Origin of the sequence: Rhizobium sp. YTUHZ045, from assembly GCF_051124255.1 — a bacterium.
Taxonomy (GTDB): domain Bacteria; phylum Pseudomonadota; class Alphaproteobacteria; order Rhizobiales; family Rhizobiaceae; genus Rhizobium.
In genome coordinates, this window is sequence record NZ_CP101436.1 from 104,940 (window position 1) to 120,348 (window position 15,409).

Consider the following 15,409-nt stretch of genomic DNA (forward strand, 5'->3'; position numbering starts at 1 on the left):
GCTTCCGACAAGGCTCAGGCGGCGGCCTGGAAAGACCCGGATCGGCGTGATGGCAGTCAGTCAGCAGTCGGGGCGCAGCCGTCCTGTTCTTCAAGGCCGGATCCTGTTCGGCGCAGATCGATGTCGCATTGCAGCAGCGCGTTCGAAAACGGCATCCGCTCGGCGGATCGACGGGGCTTGGCAAATCAGTCCGGTTGTTTGATCTCTATAGGGCTTTTCATGATGATTTCATGATGCGGAAACGGGATAGAGATGCCGGCTTTCTTGAAGGCATCCCAAAGCGCCATCAGAACTTGCCCACGAACATTTGTCAGCCCGTTCGCTGGATCCGAGATCCAGAAGCGAAGCCGAAAGTCGAGCGACGAAGCGCCAAAGGCGGTCAGCCAGCAGACGGGTGGCTTATATTGGTTTGCCACCCGGGGCACGGTCGATGCTGTCGCAATGGCGATCTTAACGACTTGATGCGGGTCGCTGTTATAGGACGTCCCGAAGTCAACGTCGATCCGCACATAATCACTGGAGAACGACCAGTTGACGACCTGCTGCGATATGAAGTCTTCATTCGGAATGAGGTACTCCTTGCCATCGCGGGTGATGACGGAAACAAACCGCGAGCGCAGGTCACGGATCGACCCGAACGTGTCGCCAAGGGTGATCGTGTCACCCGGCTTGATCGACTTGTCGATCAAGATGATTATGCCGGATATGAAGTTTGAGACCACCTTTTGAAGGCCGAAGCCGATTCCGACGCCGACTGCGCCTGAGAAAATGGTCAGCGCGGTAAGGTCGACCCCGGTCGCCGACAAAGCGATGGCTCCAGCGATTATGATCAGGCTGATCTTGATGCATTTGCTGATCAACACCTTGATGGAAGGCGATAAGTCGGCCGAGCGCTGAATCCAGTGGGAAAGCATGTTGCCGATGAGGACGGCCAACCAGATCAGGGCGATCGCCAGCACGAGGGCTTTGAGCACAAGCAGAAGCGAGAGTCTCACCGCACCCAAATTAACCGCGAGTCCGTCGAGTGCAGATAGAACCGGGCCGTCAAGACCAACTGCATAAAGAGCGATGTAGCTCCAGCTGCCGATCGCGACGGCGCGCGACAGGGTCGGGTTGCGGATGATCTTGGTCAGGACGGAGATGAGGAACCATGCCGCTGCCAGCGTCAGAGCCGTGGACACAAGCCAACGTTGTGAGGGCCACGCGCTGTTGCTCAGCACAATGTTGGCGAGCCATAACCAACCGACAAGGAAAAGCCACATCATCCGGCGCATAGGAGCAATGATGACCCGAAGCAGGTCTGGATTGCCCTTGATCAGGCGCGCCTTTGCCTCCATCGCAGGTTCTGTGCGCGACGCAAGTAAGGACGCAAAGCCCAAGCCCGCCACGATGATCGCAAGCTGAAAGAACGTCCATTCGTTCAGAATGAATGTCGTTAGCCACTGCTCGGCGACCTCGGTCATCTGCCTGATATTCATGATGATAATCCGATGAATGTCAGCTAGATAAAGCTAGCGCATGAGTTTAGTTCATTTGGAAGAAACAAGCATCAGCATTCCATTTCGTCGTGCTAAAACAAGTCGATGAAACGTGCTCGCGGGTATCGATCAGCTTGCGCGCCTGCGCAGCCATGTGCGCAAGATGAGCTGAAGACGGAGCGTCATGAAGCCTACGAAAAAACGCGGCAAGTCACGACTAGACAAGTCTCAGCCATTGCTGCGGCAGCTCGCTGCCGTTCCTGCGAAGCTGTTCGGCGCGTTCCGCCAACAGTACGGCGCCATCTGCTTCCGCTATTGCGATGGCGGGCCGAAGATCGAAATTCTCGTGATCACATCGCGCGAGAGCGCGCGCTGGGTCGTACCGAAGGGCTGGCCGATGAAAGGGAAGAAGCCTTTCGAAGCGGCGGCGATCGAAGCCTGGGAGGAAGCAGGCGTGCGCGGGGCGGTGAGAAGGAAACCTGTCGGCCGCTATACCTATCTGAAGGAGTTCGACGACGGCGATGTGGCGCCATGTATCGTCGACCTGTTTCAGATCGAAGTCACCGAGATCGGAAACGACTTCAAGGAGCAAGGCCAGCGTATTCTCGAATGGGTCAGCCCTGATGAGGCGGCGCGACGTGTTCGAGAAGTCGAACTCAAGTCGCTGCTCGTCGAATTTGAACCGCGGGGCCAAAAGAAGTCTGACCACGGCTGATAGGGTTGTGGGGCTCCTCGTTCTGGTTACCGTTCGTGGCGGGCTCGGAAGGCAAGTTGACTCTCAATTGCCTTCGCGTCGACGGGCGTGATCATTATCGCTCGAACGGCTCGCCGAGCGAGGCGACGCCATTGAGCTTGAGCAGGCGGCGATCCGCCGAAATGATACCGAGCACGATGATCGTCACCAGATAGGGCAGGCATGCGAGCAACTGCGAGGGAACGTCGAGCCCGGTCGCCTGGGCGGCAAGCCCCATCAGCGATACTGCGCCGAACAGGCACGCCCCGAGAAAGATGCGGCCGGTCAGCCAGGTTCCGAAGACGACGAGCGCAATTGCGATCCAGCCGCGGCCGGCAATCATGCCATCCGCCCAGAGCGGCGTGTAGATCGTCGCCGCATAGGCGCCGGCAAAGCCAGCCATGACGCCGCCGACAGCGGCTGCGGCGAAGCGGATTGCGACGACCGGGTAGCCGATCGCATGGGCCGCCTTTGGGTTTTCGCCGACGGCGCGGATAATCAAACCGACCTTGCTGTAGGCAAACATCGCCCAGATAACGACGGTCACGGCCAGCGATAGCCAGACGACGATATCCTGGGTAAACAGGCCGCCGATGACCGGAATATCGGAAAGACCGGGAATGGCGAGCTTCGGCAGCGCCCTGACGGTCAGGCTCTCGTAGGTCTTGCCGAACAGCGCCGACAGGCCCTGTCCGAGAATCCCGATCGCAAGCCCGGTCGCGACCTGGTTTGCATTGAAGCCGAGGACGATTGCCGCAAAGATCAGGGACAAAAGCGCGCCGCCGAGGCCGGCGGCGAGAAATGCCAGAAAATGGCCGCCGCCATGATAGACGATGATGAAGGCAATGACGGCGCCGAAAGCCATCAGCCCCTCGACGCCGAGATTGAGCACGCCGGCACGCTCGACGATAAGTTCTCCGAGCGCTGCGAGCAGGAAAGGTGTCGCAGCAGCCAGCATTCCGGCCAGAACGAACTCGACGGCGTTCATGCCGGGCTCCTGCTCGCTGCGGGCCGCCAGACAAGTCGGTAGCGCACGAAGGCGATGGCGACGAGATAGGCAAGGAGCAGGCTGCCCTGGAAAACCCGGACGGCCGCGACCGGCAGATTGGCGGAGACCATGGCGTTGTCGCCGCCGATGTAGAGCGCCGCCATGACGATTGCAGAAACGACGATGCCGATCGGGTGCAGGCCGCCGAGATAGGCGACGATAATTGCCGCATATCCGTATCCGGTGGAGATCGAGCGCTGCAGCTGACCGAGCGGGCCGGCGACTTCGGCAGCACCAGCAAGACCGGCTGCGGCTCCACCGATCAGCAGGGAAAGCCAGATTGCCCAGCTTTCCCGGAATCCGGCATAGCTCGCCGCGCGCGGCGCCAGTCCGCCGACCTGCAATTTATAGCCGATGAAGCTCTTCTGCATGAAGACCCATGCGGCGATCGACAGGAGAACGGCGAGGACGAGCGCGACATTGACGCGCGTTCCCTCGATCAGGATCGGCACCATCGCGTCATATTGGAACATGACGGACTGCGGGAAATTGAAGCCGTTCGGATCCTTCCAGGGACCGAGCAGCAGATAATTGAGGAGCTGCACGGCAACGAAACTCAACATCAGCGAAACCAGAATTTCGTTGGCATTGAGCCGGACGCGCCAAAAGGCGGTGAAGGAGGCCCAGAATGCCCCGCCCATCATGCCGAGCAGCAGCATCGCCGGCCAGATCCATTGGCCGGTTGCGTCGGGCCACCAGATCGGAATGGCGGAGGCGAAGATCGCACCGAGCACGAATTGTCCTTCGGCACCGATGTTGAACACCTTGGCGCGAAAGCCGAGCGCAAGCCCCTGCGCGATGAGGAGCAGGGGAGCGGTCTTCAGCAGCACTTCGGAGAACGACGCCCATGAATAGAAGGGCTCGATCAGCATAGCATAGACCACCGCAGCCGGATCGCGCCCCATGGCGACGTAAAGTCCGAGATTGAGTACGATGGTGACGAGGAGGGCGATGGGCGGCGCCAGAAGGGTGGCGGTAAGCGATGCCCGCTCCCGACGGACCAGAATGGGCAGGGCGGCAAGGAAAGGTCTGCTCATGCGGTCGCTTTCTCGCGCTGCGGCTGGGCTCCGATCATATATCGGCCAATCTCTTCCGGGTTGGTCTCACGCGTGACCAGCGGCGCACTCAGCGTCCCGTGATGCAGGACCTGGATAAAATCGCTCAATTCGAACAGTTCCTCGAGTTCCTCGGAAATGACTAGGATCGCCACGCCCTCGTTGCGAAGGCGCATCAGCCGCTTGCGGATCGCCGCGGCCGCACCGATATCGACGCCCCAGGTCGGCTGGACGAGGAAAAGAAGCTTCGGCGCCAGCATGATTTCGCGTCCGACGATGAACTTCTGCAGGTTGCCCCCGGAAAGCGACCCGGCCTCTGCCCCTGGCCCGCGCGTTCGCACGTCGAAGTCCCGGATGCAATCACTGGTGAAGGCCTTCGCCTTGACCTTGTCGAGGAGGCCATGCTTCACAAGGTTCAGCGGGTGCGCGGTCAGCAGGCTATTGAGGGTGAGCGACATCTCGGGAACCGCACCACGGCCGAGCCGGTCCTCCGGGACGAACGCGAAACCCAGCCGCCGCCGGGCGGCAGAGTCGAGCGTGCCGACGTCCTCGCCCATCATGAAGATCTGGTCGCGCTGATCCCGCGGCAACAGGGTTTCACCCGAAATCAGAGCCGCGAGTTCGCTTTGACCATTTCCCGAAATGCCGGCAATGCCGAGGATTTCGCCGGCGCGCACGGCCAGGCTGACATTGGAAAGCGGCACGGCGAAGGGGTCCGCCCGGTAATCGAGCCCGACGAGTTCCAGACGCTTTTCACCTTCGACCGAAGGCAGCGCTGGCATCGGTTCCGGCATGTCGCGGCCGATCATCATCCGGGCAAGCTCGTGCGCATCGTGCTCGCGGGGGTCGACGTGACCGGTCACCTGTCCGCCGCGCAGGATCGTAGCGCGATCGCAGAGCGACTGGATTTCTTCAAGCTTGTGAGAGATGAACAGGATGGACACGCCACCGTCCCGCAGCCGGCGCAATGTTTCGAACAGCTTTTCCACCGCCTGCGGCGGCAGCACCGAGGTCGGCTCGTCAAGAATGAGCAGTTTCGGATCGGTCATCAGGCATCGGATGATTTCCACCCGCTGCCTCTGGCCGACGGAAAGCGAATGGACATGAGCGTGTGGATCGACTTCGAGGCTGAACTCATGCCCGAGCTTGCGAACGCGTTCCGCAAGATCGCTCTTCTTGCCCGAGACGATCAGGCGGATATTCTCGACGACCGTCAGGCTCTCGAACAGCGAGAAATGCTGGAACACCATGCCTATGCCGGCGCGCCTTGCCTCTGCGGGAGAGGCAAGGCTGAGGGCTTTCCCGTTCCACGCGACGGTGCCGCTGTCCGGCTGCTCGACGCCGTAGATCAGCTTCATCAGGGTCGATTTGCCAGCCCCGTTTTCTCCGAGGATGGCATGGATGGATCGTGGAGCGACGTCGAGATCGATCTGCTGATTGGCATCGACCGGGCCATAGCTCTTGGTAATGCCGCGCAGCGACAGGAGCGGGCTTACCATGGTTTACTTCGGCAGCGGCGTCGTGACACCCTTGACGTGCCAGTCCATCGCGACGATCTGGGCGTCTGTCGCCGTGGTCCCCGAAGCGACACCTTCACTGCCATCAGCCTTGGTGATCGGACCGGTAAACGGCGAGAAGCTGCCATCGGCAATCTTGGCCTCGATTTCCTTGATCTTGGTCATCGTATCGGCTGGGATTGCCGGGTTCCAATCGACGACCTGGACAACCTTGTCGGCAACACCGAGGAAGGCGTTGGCGCCCTTGAAGGTGCCGGCAAGATGGGCGTCGACCGACGCCTTGAAGAAGGGTGACCAGTCGGTAGCGATGCAGCCGAGATAGGTCTTCTCGGCATATTTCTTCATCGAGGAGTTGAGGTTGAATGCATAAACGCCGGCTTCCTCGCAGGCCGAGATGACCGAGGGCGTATCCTGCGCATTCGAGAAGATCACGTCGCAGCCCTGCGAGATCAGCGCCTTGGCGGCTTCCTGCTCCTTGGCTGGATCGAACCAGGAGTTGACCCAGACGACAGACACTTCGATATCCGGCTTGACGGCCTGCGCGCCCAGGGTGAAGGCGTTGATAGAGGTGATCAGCTCGGGAATGGCAAAGGCCGACACCGAGCCGAGTTTGCCGGTCTTGGAAACGGCCGCCGCCGCCATGCCGAGCAAGTAGGTTCCCTGGAAATATTTCGCTGCGAAGGGCGAGAAGTTCGGTGCGACCTGGAAGCCCGAAGCATGCAGGACGGTCACCTTCGGATTGCGGCGGGCGATCTGCAGCGCGCCATTTTGATAGCTGAAGGAGCCGGCAATCAGGAAATGATTTCCGTCGGCGACGGTCTTGTTCATGATGCGGTCGGCGTCCGGACCTTCGGCGATGTTCTCAATGACCGTGACCTTCACCTTGTCGCCATAGGCGGCCTTGATCGGGTCGATGCCGGCGGCAAGCGCATGACCCCAGCCGACGTCGCCGATAGGCGAGGGAACGACGAGGGCGATGCCGAGCGGTTCGTCGGCGGCAAGCGCCGAGCGGCCGGCAAAAGCCGTCGCAAGACCGGCAGCCGCCGCGCTCTTCATCAGTGTTCTGCGGGTGAAATTACTGGACATGTCAGTTCCCTCTTTTGGTTTTTAGAATTCGACTGCCTCGAGAGCCGCTTCCGCGGCGGCGAAGAGCTGTGCCTCGTCGAGCCCGACAAACTCACCGGCTTGCCAGACGATGCGTCCGTTGATCATGGTCAGGTCGGTCGGCATGCCGATCCCCACCTTGGCAATCAGGCTCAATGGGTCGTGGCGGGTTCCGACATAGTCCATCCGCCGCGTATCGATCGCGAAGAGGTCGGCTGCCATGCCGGGAGCGAGCCGGCCGATATCGCTGCGGCCAAGCAGGCTTGCGCCACCCGTGGTCGCGTAGCTCAGGAAATCGATGGGCGCTGGAACCGGATGGGCGCGCGTCGAGGCCGTCAGGCATTGCAGCATATAGGCAGAGTGGATGCAGTGCATCAGGTTGGAATTGTCGTTCGAAGCCGCGCCATCGCAGCCGAGCCCGACACGCAGGCCGAACGCCGCCATCGCCGGTATGTCCGTCACTTCGGCGCCCACCAGATACACCGGTTCCGGGCAATGCGAGACACCCGTGCCGCTTGCCGCCATCTTGCGCAGTTCCTCGTGTGTCAACTCCCAGCAGTGGGCATAAAAGCTGTCAGGCCCGGCAAAGCCGAGTTCGGCGCAATAGTCGACCGTACGCATTCCATGCCGTGCTTGGATGACGGGACTTTCACCTTCGCCCACATGCGTGTGCAGCCGGACGCCGCGATCACGGGCAAGCGCGACCGATTCGACGAAGGTTTCGCGGTAACAATTGACGGGCTGACAAGGGGCAACGACCACCTGCCGCATGCTGAAGGCGCCGGAATCGTGGTAGCTGTCGATCAACCGGGCGCAATCGGCGATGAACTCGTCCGTCGTTTCCAGCATGGCGTCCGGGATCGTCGAGCCCTCGGACTTCGGCAGTGTGTTGCCACCTCGTCCCGCGTGGAAGCGCATACCGAGAAGTTCCGCCGCCTCGAACTGGCGATCGATCAGACGCTTTCCGGCGTGCCGGGGGAAGCAATATTGGTGGTCGAAGGCCGTCGTGCAGCCATGCTTGATCATCTCCGCCATGGCCGTGACCGACGAATGATAGAAGCAATCCTCGTTCAGCCGCGAGAAGATCGGATAGATCCGGTCGAGCCATTCGATCACGGAGAGCTTCGTCCAGTCGAGATCGGCGCGATTGCGCACGAAGCATTGGAAGAAGTGGTGATGGGTGTTGACGAGACCCGGATAGACAAACCAGCCGGATGCATCCTGAATGACCGTGTCGGCAGGCAAGGCCTCCTGCGACAGGTTCGTCCCGATCGCCTGGATCGCCGGACCGCAGGTCAGCAGATCGGCGTTCCGGCGCACCGCCGGCCGATTGCCGTCGTCGACGATAATCGCTGCGCAGTTCTTCAGCAGGTACCCCGCCATCTCACGTCTCCTCGTTGACGGGATGAGGGTCGGGTTTCAATTCGTGCAGCCGGTGGATGCCGGGCATTTCGATAAAACCTTCAAGGCTGCGGATGGCGCGCAGCCAAAGCCGAATGTTCGGATAGGGATCGAGCGAGATTCCGCCATCGGGCGCCAGTGCGACATAGGGGAAACAGGCGATGTCGGCGATCGTTGCGCGTTCCGACGCCAGGAACCGCATGTCGCGGAGCCGCTGCTCAAAAAGCCCGGCTTCGAGTTCGCGCAGCGCCGCGACCCCCTGTGCCTGCAGGGCCTCGATATTGCCGGGGCGCAGCAGCATCTGCTGCAGCCGTGCCCCACCGAGATTTGTCGTCAGCCGATGCGAAAAAGAGAGCCATTGTTGCATGCGCGCCGTCTCCTCGGGGGCGCTCAGACCCAGCCAGTCGGGGCCGCATCGAGCGGCGAGATAGGCGAGCATGGCGGAAGATTCGGTCAGCACCAGCTCGCCATCCACGAGGATCGGGATCGAGCCTGCCGGATTGAGGGCCAGAAGCTCAGGACCACGATGTTCCATGCCGGGATGGAAATCGACCGGCCGGATATCCAGCTTGACGCCGAGGATCGCTGCCATCAGGCGGATCTTGTAACAGCTCGGCGATAGGATGTAGTCGTAGAGCTTCATTGTGCGACCAGCTGTGCGCCATAGAGATAGTTGCGGCGCTTCAGCCAGCGCCGGTAAGCGATCGATGTCAGGTCGGCCCTTGTCGGAATTTCCATGCCGGGATCGAGCGGCAGAAGCGCCGGGATCTGGTTTTCGAGGATCGACCGATCCTGCAGGAAAATCATCTGCTGAAAATGAATGAGATCCGTCATTGGCGTCACGTCGTCGAAGAGGGCCATCCACGGCCAAACGTCGCAAAGGTCTTCCGCAAGCGGCTGGACGAACAGGGTAATGACATCCCATTCGCCCGGGCGGGGAGGGCAGGTCTTGTAAAGCACCGAGCAGGTCGGAGCCGGCACGCGATACATATACTCGGTGGTTATCCCGCTGGTCGCCGACTTTGCAGCCTGCGGCTGGTAGAACTTCACCTGCGTCGCCCAGACTTCATCCTCTTTCTCGCGGATCTCGACTTTATAATTTTCGACCTCCGTATGCGGCTCGGCGCCGAGGATATCGGTGTGAACGAAGGGAAAATGCGCAATGTCGAGGAAGTTCTCGACTGCTCTTAAGGGGGAGCAGCGTACCCGCACGACACCGACGTCCACGAAGCGGCGGCCGGGCTGATCGGCTTCGGGAATAGCAAAGATCTCCTTGGCGGGGGTACCGAGAGAAGACCAGACATGACCATAGCGGAGGCGAACGGGCAGGGCACGTCCGTCCCCCGATGTAACCCGCGCCGCGCCGTCAGCGGTGCGCACCACCTCTATGGGCTCGCCCATCAAGGCAGTCTTGCTTCCTGCCTCGGTGAGCTGGCTGATCAGGCCGACTGGGTACCATTCATCGAGCATCGCGCCGGCTTCGTTCATGCGGCATCCTTCTGGCGTTTCTCCGCCCGGCGGCGCACGGCTTCGGCAATACGCGATGCCGTAATCCGATCTGCGACGCTGCGATCCTGTTCGACCAGGACGTGTATGAGCGTGCATGCGATCTGCGCCGCCGGCAACAGCCGGACCCACGGACATTCGGCGACATGGATCAACCCGTCCGTATCCACTTTGCCTTCGGCTGCCGCTTCGATTGCCGCTATGTCGGCGTCCAGCGTCAGCGAGCGTATTGGCGCGAAACGATCCAGGCGTGGCGGCGGTATTACCGGCTCGCCGACTGACACCCAGACGATGCCATCTGATTCTTCGACCCGCTGGACCGCCACGCGAATCGTTTCCGGCGGCACCAGGTCGGGATGAGCCGGAATGCGAACACATCCTCCCGCCGGAGAATAGCTCCAGCCGTGATAGATGCATGAGAGGGCCTCGCCCCGCACGAAGCCGTGAGACAATCGCATGCCGCGATGCGGGCAGCGGTCGGACGAGGCCGATACGCGCCCGGACTGGCTGCGCCAGAGAGCGATTGATCCTGCCGATGTCCAGGCCGGTATGACGGTTGCCGGCGGCAGATCGGCAGAAAGCGCGACAGGCATCCAGGAGCCGGCCGTATCGGAAGGCATGACGGTTATTTCCTCAATCTTACCAGCGGCTTGACACTGCAGACGTAGCGCGGCTTTCCAAGCTTTGCAATCTCAGCTTCAGAGGTTTGCATAAAAGATTCGCATTGGCAACAATGGTTAAATAACGGGCATCAGCTCGGGTGCTGTTCCGGCTGCGGTGTGTCTGTGGCATATACAATCCTGCGCTGAATCGCGTCGACCCAGACATCGATCGGCCCAAGTGAACATCCCACTTCCAGCATGTCGATCAGTTCGACAGGTCCCGCGACTTCGAGTTCGATCCGGTCGGCGCCGGCATGCAAAAAATTTTGGGAAAGGCCGAGCTTGTCGGCATGACGGCGAATCCACGGGACGAACGAGGCAGACTTGACGTCGCCAAGGATCGTGATCCGTTCGCGTAATTCGCTCTGTTGTGATCGTGTCATGGAATTCTCCCGTCGACGACAACATAACGCTTCGCCGTTTTTGCGGAAGGGGTGAGCGAGAGTTCCTGGATCATTCAACCGATCGATACCTGCCACGCCGGCGGCGCAACGCTGGATCCGAGGGACGTCGACCTGCAAGCCGGCGCCTGCTCGGGACAAGGCATCGTTATCTGTCGCAAGTCGCACTTCATCCTTGAACCCACCCCGGCTACAGGCGAATCTGGCGTAATCAACATTATGGAACAATAGCCTTTGCTGGCCGCACGAGGGCTTGCGGAGGTGTTCGCTCGGCGGCGCGCAGCGGATAGCCGGAAGTTCATCCGCCAAGGGCGCTGAGCGTCAGCACGGCTGAGAATGCAACGAGGGTTGCAGATCCGCACCGCCGGGCAAACGAGGGAATCTGTTTTTCACGTCCGAGGATGAGCCTGCCGATCGACAGCCAGATCGAGGAAACGGCCAGGACCACGGATGCGAGAATGGCGATGGAGGCTGTCACAGGCACATCCTGCGCGGCAGGCACCATTGTCAAACCGATGATCAGCCCTTTGGGATTTAACAGCGTCGTTACGGCCAGCTGCCCGACACGCACAGACTCGACGGCACTCGATCCGATGCCCCAGAGCCGCAGCGCCAAGTACAAAACCCAGGTCGCCGAGACAAGTTTGACGCCTTGCGAAACCAGAGGGTGGTCACGGAGAAAAGAAGCGGCCAGACCGGACGCCGGAAGGACGATCGCAAGATAGGGCGGACAGGACGGTGGCTAGCAGCGCGATGGCGCGTCCGGAGGTCAGCCCCTGAGATGCCATCGCCAAAATGGCGTTGGTCGGTCCGGGCAGGATGAGAAGCGTGAAAACGCCCGCTGCGAAAGGCAGAAGTTGCACTGTTACAGTCTCCGGTTTCTTTCGCTTCTTGCATGGCCGCGCCTGCCGGTCGTTGACAGAGATCATTTGCGGGCCGGAACATTCCGGGCACTCCGGACGTTTATTGCGGTTATGTCAGAGGTAAGCGCCATGCCCGGCATGATCAGGTTCATGCTCACTCGATTGGCCACGGGCTTTGCAATCGGATGCGCCGTGGGATTCTTCGTCTGGAAGAACGGTTTTGCTGCGGCGGGCGCGCCTCAGAATTATCTCGCTCAGGGCCTGTTCATCTACCTCTTTGCGAGCACGATCGGCATGGGCTATCTCGCGACGGCTCTCCTGCTGGAAGAATAGCACCGGAAGATCAAAGTCCTGCTGCGCGGACGCCAGACAATCGCCAATCATGCAGCGTCCTGTTCCGGTTCAAGACCGGCCGGAATCTTGAACTGCAGTTCCGCCAAGCGCGTATAAAGGCCGCCTTGGCGCATGAGCGAGGCGTGCGTCCCCTCTTCCACGATCCTGCCTTTGTCCATCACCAGAATCCTGTCCGCCTTGAGCACGGTGGCGAGCCTGTGCGCGATCACGATCGTGGTCCGCGCCTCCATCAATTCCTCAAGGCCGCGCTGGACGAGCGCCTCGTTTTCCGCGTCCAGCGATGCCGTCGCCTCGTCCAGAAGCAGGATCGGAGCGTTCTTGAGCATGGCACGTGCGATGGCCAGCCTCTGCCTCTGTCCGCCCGACAGCGTCAGCCCACGCTCGCCGAGAACCGAGTCGTAGCCGTTCGGCAGCTTCGTGACGAAACCATGGGCCTGCGCCTTGATCGACGCGGCGATCACGTCTTCGCGCAGCGCGTCCGGCCTTCCCAGCGCGATGTTGTCGTAAACGGAGGCGGCAAACATCGTCACCTCCTGCGGAACAATGGCGATTTCCTTGCGCAGGGTCTGCGGTGGGATGAGACTAAGCTCCCTACCATCGATGGAAATGCTGCCCGTCTGATTTTCGTAGAAGCCGAGGAGCAGGGAGAAAACAGTGCTCTTTCCGGATCCGGAAGGGCCGACCAGGGCGACGGTTTCGCCTGGCGAAACGCGAAAGGAAAGGCCGCTCAGAACCTCCTTTTCCGGTGCGCCCGGATAGGAAAAGCGCACGTCATGCACCTCCATGCCTCCCTGGATGGGGGCGCGGAGCGACATGCAGGTTTGCGGTTCGCGCTCGCCAGTCTGTTCGTTCATCAGTTCGAACAGCCGTCCGGCGGCGCCGGCTGCCTGAGAAAGTTCTCCCCAGACTTCCGACAGCGAGCCGAGCGAACCGGCTGCGATGACCGCGTAGATGAGAAATTGGCTCAGGCTGCCGGGCGAGAGCGCTCCCGCCAGCACCTTATGGGCGCCCAGCCACAGCACGCCGACGACGCTGACGAAGACCAGCGTGATCGCAATAGCAGTCAGCAGGGCTCTTGCCCCAGAGGCCGCGACCGTCCGCTCGAAGGAAAGTTCGACATCGCGCCCGTATTTCTGCCCTGCAGCATCTTCGCCGTTGAAGGCCTGCACGGTGCGGCTTGCCGCGATGATCTCGCTCGCATAGGCCGAAGCCTCGGCAAGTGCATCCTGTGCGATCCGGGACTTCTTTCGGACCGAGCGACCGAACAGGACCAGAGGGGCCACCACCAGGGGAATGGCCGCGAGAGCGATTGCCGATAGGCCCGGACTGGTCACGAACATCATGGCCACGGCGCCGAGGCAGAGGATTGAATTTCTCAAAGCCACCGAAGCTGTGAGACTGATGGCGGACTTGATCTGGGTCGCATCCGCCACGAGGCGCGAGGCAATTTCGCCCGAACGGTTTCTGTCGAAGAATGCCGCCGGAAGCCGGATGATATGGTGGAAGACCTCGAGGCGAAGGTCGGTGACCAGCCGCTCTCCCAATGTGGTGACGAAGTAATAGCGCGCCGCACTTGCTATCGCCAGCGCGACGGCGAGGGCGATCAGCATGAGAAAATAGCGATTGATGAAGGCTCCGTCCGCCTGGTTGAAGCCGTGATCGACCATGCGCCGCACAGCCATCGGCAGGGCGAGCGAGATGAGCGCTGCCGATGTGAGCGCCAGAAGAGCGCAAACCGAGAGCGACCTATGGCGGCGAAGACGCGGAAGCAGGCTGAAGAGCGGAGTGAATGTGCGGTTCCGTGGAGGGGATTCTTTCTCGCCCTCCTCGCCAACTGCGGAGGCTGTTTCTGGTGAAATGGCGGCTTGCCGGTCATGCGGGGCTATCATCAAAGCCGTTGTCTCCTTGGTGCTTGCTTCACGCCTTGTCCCGCGAGCGGCGAGCTAAATCCTTGATCGCAGTCGGTGTATCACGCTACCATCCGCGCCAGCGCGCAACGCGACCAGAGCGAATGCAGGGCCTCGACGAGATGGGCGATATCGGCGTCGGAATGCAGCGGCGTGGGGGTGATGCGCAGTCGCTCGGTCTTCTTCGGCACGGTGGGATAGTTGATCGGCTGGACATAGACGCGGCAATTGTCGAGCAGCAGGTCGGAGATCCACTTGCACTTGGCGGCATCGCCGACCATCACCGGTACGATATGGCTCGGATTGTACATATGCGGAATGCCGCGCTGGTCGAGCAGCGAGCGCAATTTGCGCACCCGGTCCTGATGGCGGGCGCGCTCGAACTGGCTGACCTTCAGATGCTGGATCGAGGCCACCGCACCGGCGGCCAATGCCGGCGGCAGCGCCGTGGTGAAGATGAAGCCGGAGGCAAACGAGCGGATGAAATCGCACAGCGCCGCGGAGGCGGCGATATAGCCGCCCATCACCCCGAAAGCCTTGCCGAGCGTGCCCTCGATGACCGTCAGCCGGTCCATCAGCCCCTCGCGCTCGGCGATGCCGCCGCCGCGCGGGCCGTACATGCCGACCGCATGCACCTCGTCGAGATAGGTCATCGCGCCGTATTTGTCGGCGAGATCGCAGATCTCCTTGATCGGAGCGATATCGCCATCCATCGAATAGACGCTCTCGAAGGCGATCAGCTTCGGCGCCCTCGGATCGGCGGCTTTGAGCTTGGCCTCGAGATCGGCGACGTCATTGTGTTTCCAGATCACCTTGTCGCATTTGGAATGACGGATGCCCTCGATCATCGAGGCGTGATTGAGCGCATCGGAGAAGATGATCAGGCCGGGGATCTTGGCGCCGAGCGTGCCGAGGGCTGCCCAGTTGGAGACATAGCCTGAGGTGAAGATCAGTGCTGCTTCCTTGCCGTGCAGATCGGCAAGCTCACGCTCGAGCAGAACGTGATAGTGGTTGGTGCCAGAAATATTCCGGGTGCCTCCCGCACCCGCGCCACAGTGGTCGATGGCGGCTTTCATCGCCTCGATCACCTTCGAGTTCTGGCCCATGCCGAGATAGTCGTTGGAGCACCAGACCGTGACTTCCTTCTCGCCATCGGCCGTATGGCGCGTCGCGCGCGGAAAATTGCCGCGGTGACGTTCGAGATCGGCAAAAACGCGGTAGCGGCCCTCGGCATGAAGCCCGTCCAGCTCGTTTTTGAAAAATGCTTCGAAATCCATCATATGCTCCCTTTTGCACGGTCAAGCGATACATCGGGGCAGCCGGTCGGTATTTGATCTCCGTCAAGTTCGGCGCAAGTCGTTTGCTTCGCCGAGCTCGGCG

The 15,409-nt window shown here is 61.1% G+C and carries 14 protein-coding genes and 2 pseudogenes; 2 read left to right on the plus strand and 14 right to left on the minus strand.

Annotated features, from left to right (window positions below; genetic code table 11):
• Positions 1 to 28: 28 nt before the first annotated feature.
• Together NMA58_RS31880 and NMA58_RS31885 are read right to left on the minus strand one after the other, a co-directional pair.
• Positions 29 to 187 (minus strand): annotated as a pseudogene (locus NMA58_RS31880) (dipeptide/oligopeptide/nickel ABC transporter ATP-binding protein); the annotation flags it as partial.
• Positions 186 to 1,478 carry a mechanosensitive ion channel family protein gene (locus NMA58_RS31885; protein ID WP_434715214.1) on the minus strand — a complete coding sequence of 431 codons (1,293 nt, stop codon included), beginning with the start codon at positions 1,476 to 1,478 and terminating at the stop codon, positions 186 to 188. The pseudogene NMA58_RS31880 and the gene NMA58_RS31885, both read right to left, overlap by 2 nt.
• Before the next feature lie 184 nt (positions 1,479 to 1,662).
• On the opposite strand from NMA58_RS31885, the gene NMA58_RS31890 reads away from it, so the two are divergent.
• Positions 1,663 to 2,193 (plus strand): NUDIX hydrolase, encoded by a 531-nt coding sequence (locus tag NMA58_RS31890; protein ID WP_434715215.1) that lies wholly within the window; start codon positions 1,663 to 1,665, stop codon positions 2,191 to 2,193.
• Positions 2,194 to 2,287: 94 nt separating this feature from the next.
• Here the strand turns inward: NMA58_RS31890 and NMA58_RS31895 are convergent, their stop codons facing one another.
• From NMA58_RS31895 to NMA58_RS31940, 10 genes and pseudogenes are all read right to left on the minus strand, one after another.
• Entirely contained in the window at positions 2,288 to 3,199 is a 912-nt protein-coding gene (locus tag NMA58_RS31895; RefSeq protein WP_434715216.1) for an ABC transporter permease, read from the minus strand.
• Positions 3,196 to 4,296: an ABC transporter permease gene (locus NMA58_RS31900; RefSeq protein ID WP_434715217.1), complete on the minus strand. Its 1,101-nt coding sequence runs from the start codon at positions 4,294 to 4,296 to the stop codon at positions 3,196 to 3,198. Before NMA58_RS31900 ends, NMA58_RS31895 begins: the two co-directional genes overlap by 4 nt.
• Positions 4,293 to 5,813, minus strand: coding sequence for an ABC transporter ATP-binding protein (locus NMA58_RS31905; RefSeq protein ID WP_434715218.1), 1,521 nt, complete (start codon positions 5,811 to 5,813; stop codon positions 4,293 to 4,295). The genes NMA58_RS31900 and NMA58_RS31905 overlap by 4 nt, the downstream gene beginning before the upstream one ends.
• A 3-nt stretch (positions 5,814 to 5,816) precedes the next feature.
• Positions 5,817 to 6,917: a BMP family ABC transporter substrate-binding protein gene (locus NMA58_RS31910; protein WP_434715219.1), complete on the minus strand. Its 1,101-nt coding sequence runs from the start codon at positions 6,915 to 6,917 to the stop codon at positions 5,817 to 5,819.
• Positions 6,918 to 6,938: 21 nt separating this feature from the next.
• A complete protein-coding gene (locus tag NMA58_RS31915) occupies positions 6,939 to 8,318 on the minus strand; it encodes an amidohydrolase (RefSeq protein ID WP_434715220.1) in 1,380 nt (459 codons plus the stop codon).
• Between the two features lies 1 nt (position 8,319).
• Positions 8,320 to 8,979: a glutathione S-transferase family protein gene (locus tag NMA58_RS31920; RefSeq protein WP_434715221.1), complete on the minus strand. Its 660-nt coding sequence runs from the start codon at positions 8,977 to 8,979 to the stop codon at positions 8,320 to 8,322.
• Positions 8,976 to 9,824, minus strand: coding sequence for an aromatic ring-hydroxylating dioxygenase subunit alpha (locus NMA58_RS31925; RefSeq protein ID WP_434715222.1), 849 nt, complete (start codon positions 9,822 to 9,824; stop codon positions 8,976 to 8,978). The genes NMA58_RS31920 and NMA58_RS31925 overlap by 4 nt, the downstream gene beginning before the upstream one ends.
• Complete coding sequence (locus NMA58_RS31930; RefSeq protein WP_434715223.1) at positions 9,821 to 10,462, minus strand: Rieske 2Fe-2S domain-containing protein; 642 nt, start codon at positions 10,460 to 10,462, stop codon at positions 9,821 to 9,823. The genes NMA58_RS31925 and NMA58_RS31930 overlap by 4 nt, the downstream gene beginning before the upstream one ends.
• A gap of 131 nt (positions 10,463 to 10,593) precedes the next feature.
• Positions 10,594 to 11,025: an acylphosphatase gene (locus NMA58_RS31935; RefSeq protein WP_434715224.1), complete on the minus strand. Its 432-nt coding sequence runs from the start codon at positions 11,023 to 11,025 to the stop codon at positions 10,594 to 10,596.
• A gap of 178 nt (positions 11,026 to 11,203) precedes the next feature.
• Positions 11,204 to 11,768 (minus strand): annotated as a pseudogene (locus tag NMA58_RS31940) (threonine transporter RhtB).
• A gap of 129 nt (positions 11,769 to 11,897) precedes the next feature.
• Here NMA58_RS31940 and NMA58_RS31945 point away from each other — a divergent pair.
• Positions 11,898 to 12,101: a hypothetical protein gene (locus tag NMA58_RS31945; RefSeq protein ID WP_434715225.1), complete on the plus strand. Its 204-nt coding sequence runs from the start codon at positions 11,898 to 11,900 to the stop codon at positions 12,099 to 12,101.
• Positions 12,102 to 12,148: 47 nt separating this feature from the next.
• Here NMA58_RS31945 and NMA58_RS31950 read toward each other — a convergent pair whose 3' ends face one another.
• Complete coding sequence (locus tag NMA58_RS31950) at positions 12,149 to 14,011, minus strand: ABC transporter transmembrane domain-containing protein (protein WP_434715226.1); 1,863 nt, start codon at positions 14,009 to 14,011, stop codon at positions 12,149 to 12,151.
• A gap of 80 nt (positions 14,012 to 14,091) precedes the next feature.
• The gene (gene hemA / locus NMA58_RS31955) at positions 14,092 to 15,306 is read right to left on the minus strand and encodes a 5-aminolevulinate synthase (protein ID WP_434715227.1); all 1,215 of its coding nucleotides are present in this window, start codon (positions 15,304 to 15,306) and stop codon (positions 14,092 to 14,094) included.
• Between the last annotated feature and the right edge of the window lie 103 nt (positions 15,307 to 15,409).

Excerpts from the sequence above, each read along its gene's own strand:
- NMA58_RS31885 (WP_434715214.1), bottom strand. The coding sequence starts at position 1,478 with ATGAATATCAGGCAGATGACCGAGGTCGCCGAGCAGTGGCTAACGACA.
- NMA58_RS31890 (WP_434715215.1), top strand. The coding sequence starts at position 1,663 with ATGAAGCCTACGAAAAAACGCGGCAAGTCACGACTAGACAAGTCTCAG.
- NMA58_RS31895 (WP_434715216.1), bottom strand. The coding sequence starts at position 3,199 with ATGAACGCCGTCGAGTTCGTTCTGGCCGGAATGCTGGCTGCTGCGACA.
- NMA58_RS31900 (WP_434715217.1), bottom strand. The coding sequence starts at position 4,296 with ATGAGCAGACCTTTCCTTGCCGCCCTGCCCATTCTGGTCCGTCGGGAG.
- NMA58_RS31905 (WP_434715218.1), bottom strand. The coding sequence starts at position 5,813 with ATGGTAAGCCCGCTCCTGTCGCTGCGCGGCATTACCAAGAGCTATGGC.
- NMA58_RS31910 (WP_434715219.1), bottom strand. The coding sequence starts at position 6,917 with ATGTCCAGTAATTTCACCCGCAGAACACTGATGAAGAGCGCGGCGGCT.
- NMA58_RS31915 (WP_434715220.1), bottom strand. The coding sequence starts at position 8,318 with ATGGCGGGGTACCTGCTGAAGAACTGCGCAGCGATTATCGTCGACGAC.
- NMA58_RS31920 (WP_434715221.1), bottom strand. The coding sequence starts at position 8,979 with ATGAAGCTCTACGACTACATCCTATCGCCGAGCTGTTACAAGATCCGC.
- NMA58_RS31925 (WP_434715222.1), bottom strand. The coding sequence starts at position 9,824 with ATGAACGAAGCCGGCGCGATGCTCGATGAATGGTACCCAGTCGGCCTG.
- NMA58_RS31930 (WP_434715223.1), bottom strand. The coding sequence starts at position 10,462 with ATGCCTTCCGATACGGCCGGCTCCTGGATGCCTGTCGCGCTTTCTGCC.
- NMA58_RS31945 (WP_434715225.1), top strand. The coding sequence starts at position 11,898 with ATGCCCGGCATGATCAGGTTCATGCTCACTCGATTGGCCACGGGCTTT.
- NMA58_RS31950 (WP_434715226.1), bottom strand. The coding sequence starts at position 14,011 with ATGATAGCCCCGCATGACCGGCAAGCCGCCATTTCACCAGAAACAGCC.
- hemA (WP_434715227.1), bottom strand. The coding sequence starts at position 15,306 with ATGGATTTCGAAGCATTTTTCAAAAACGAGCTGGACGGGCTTCATGCC.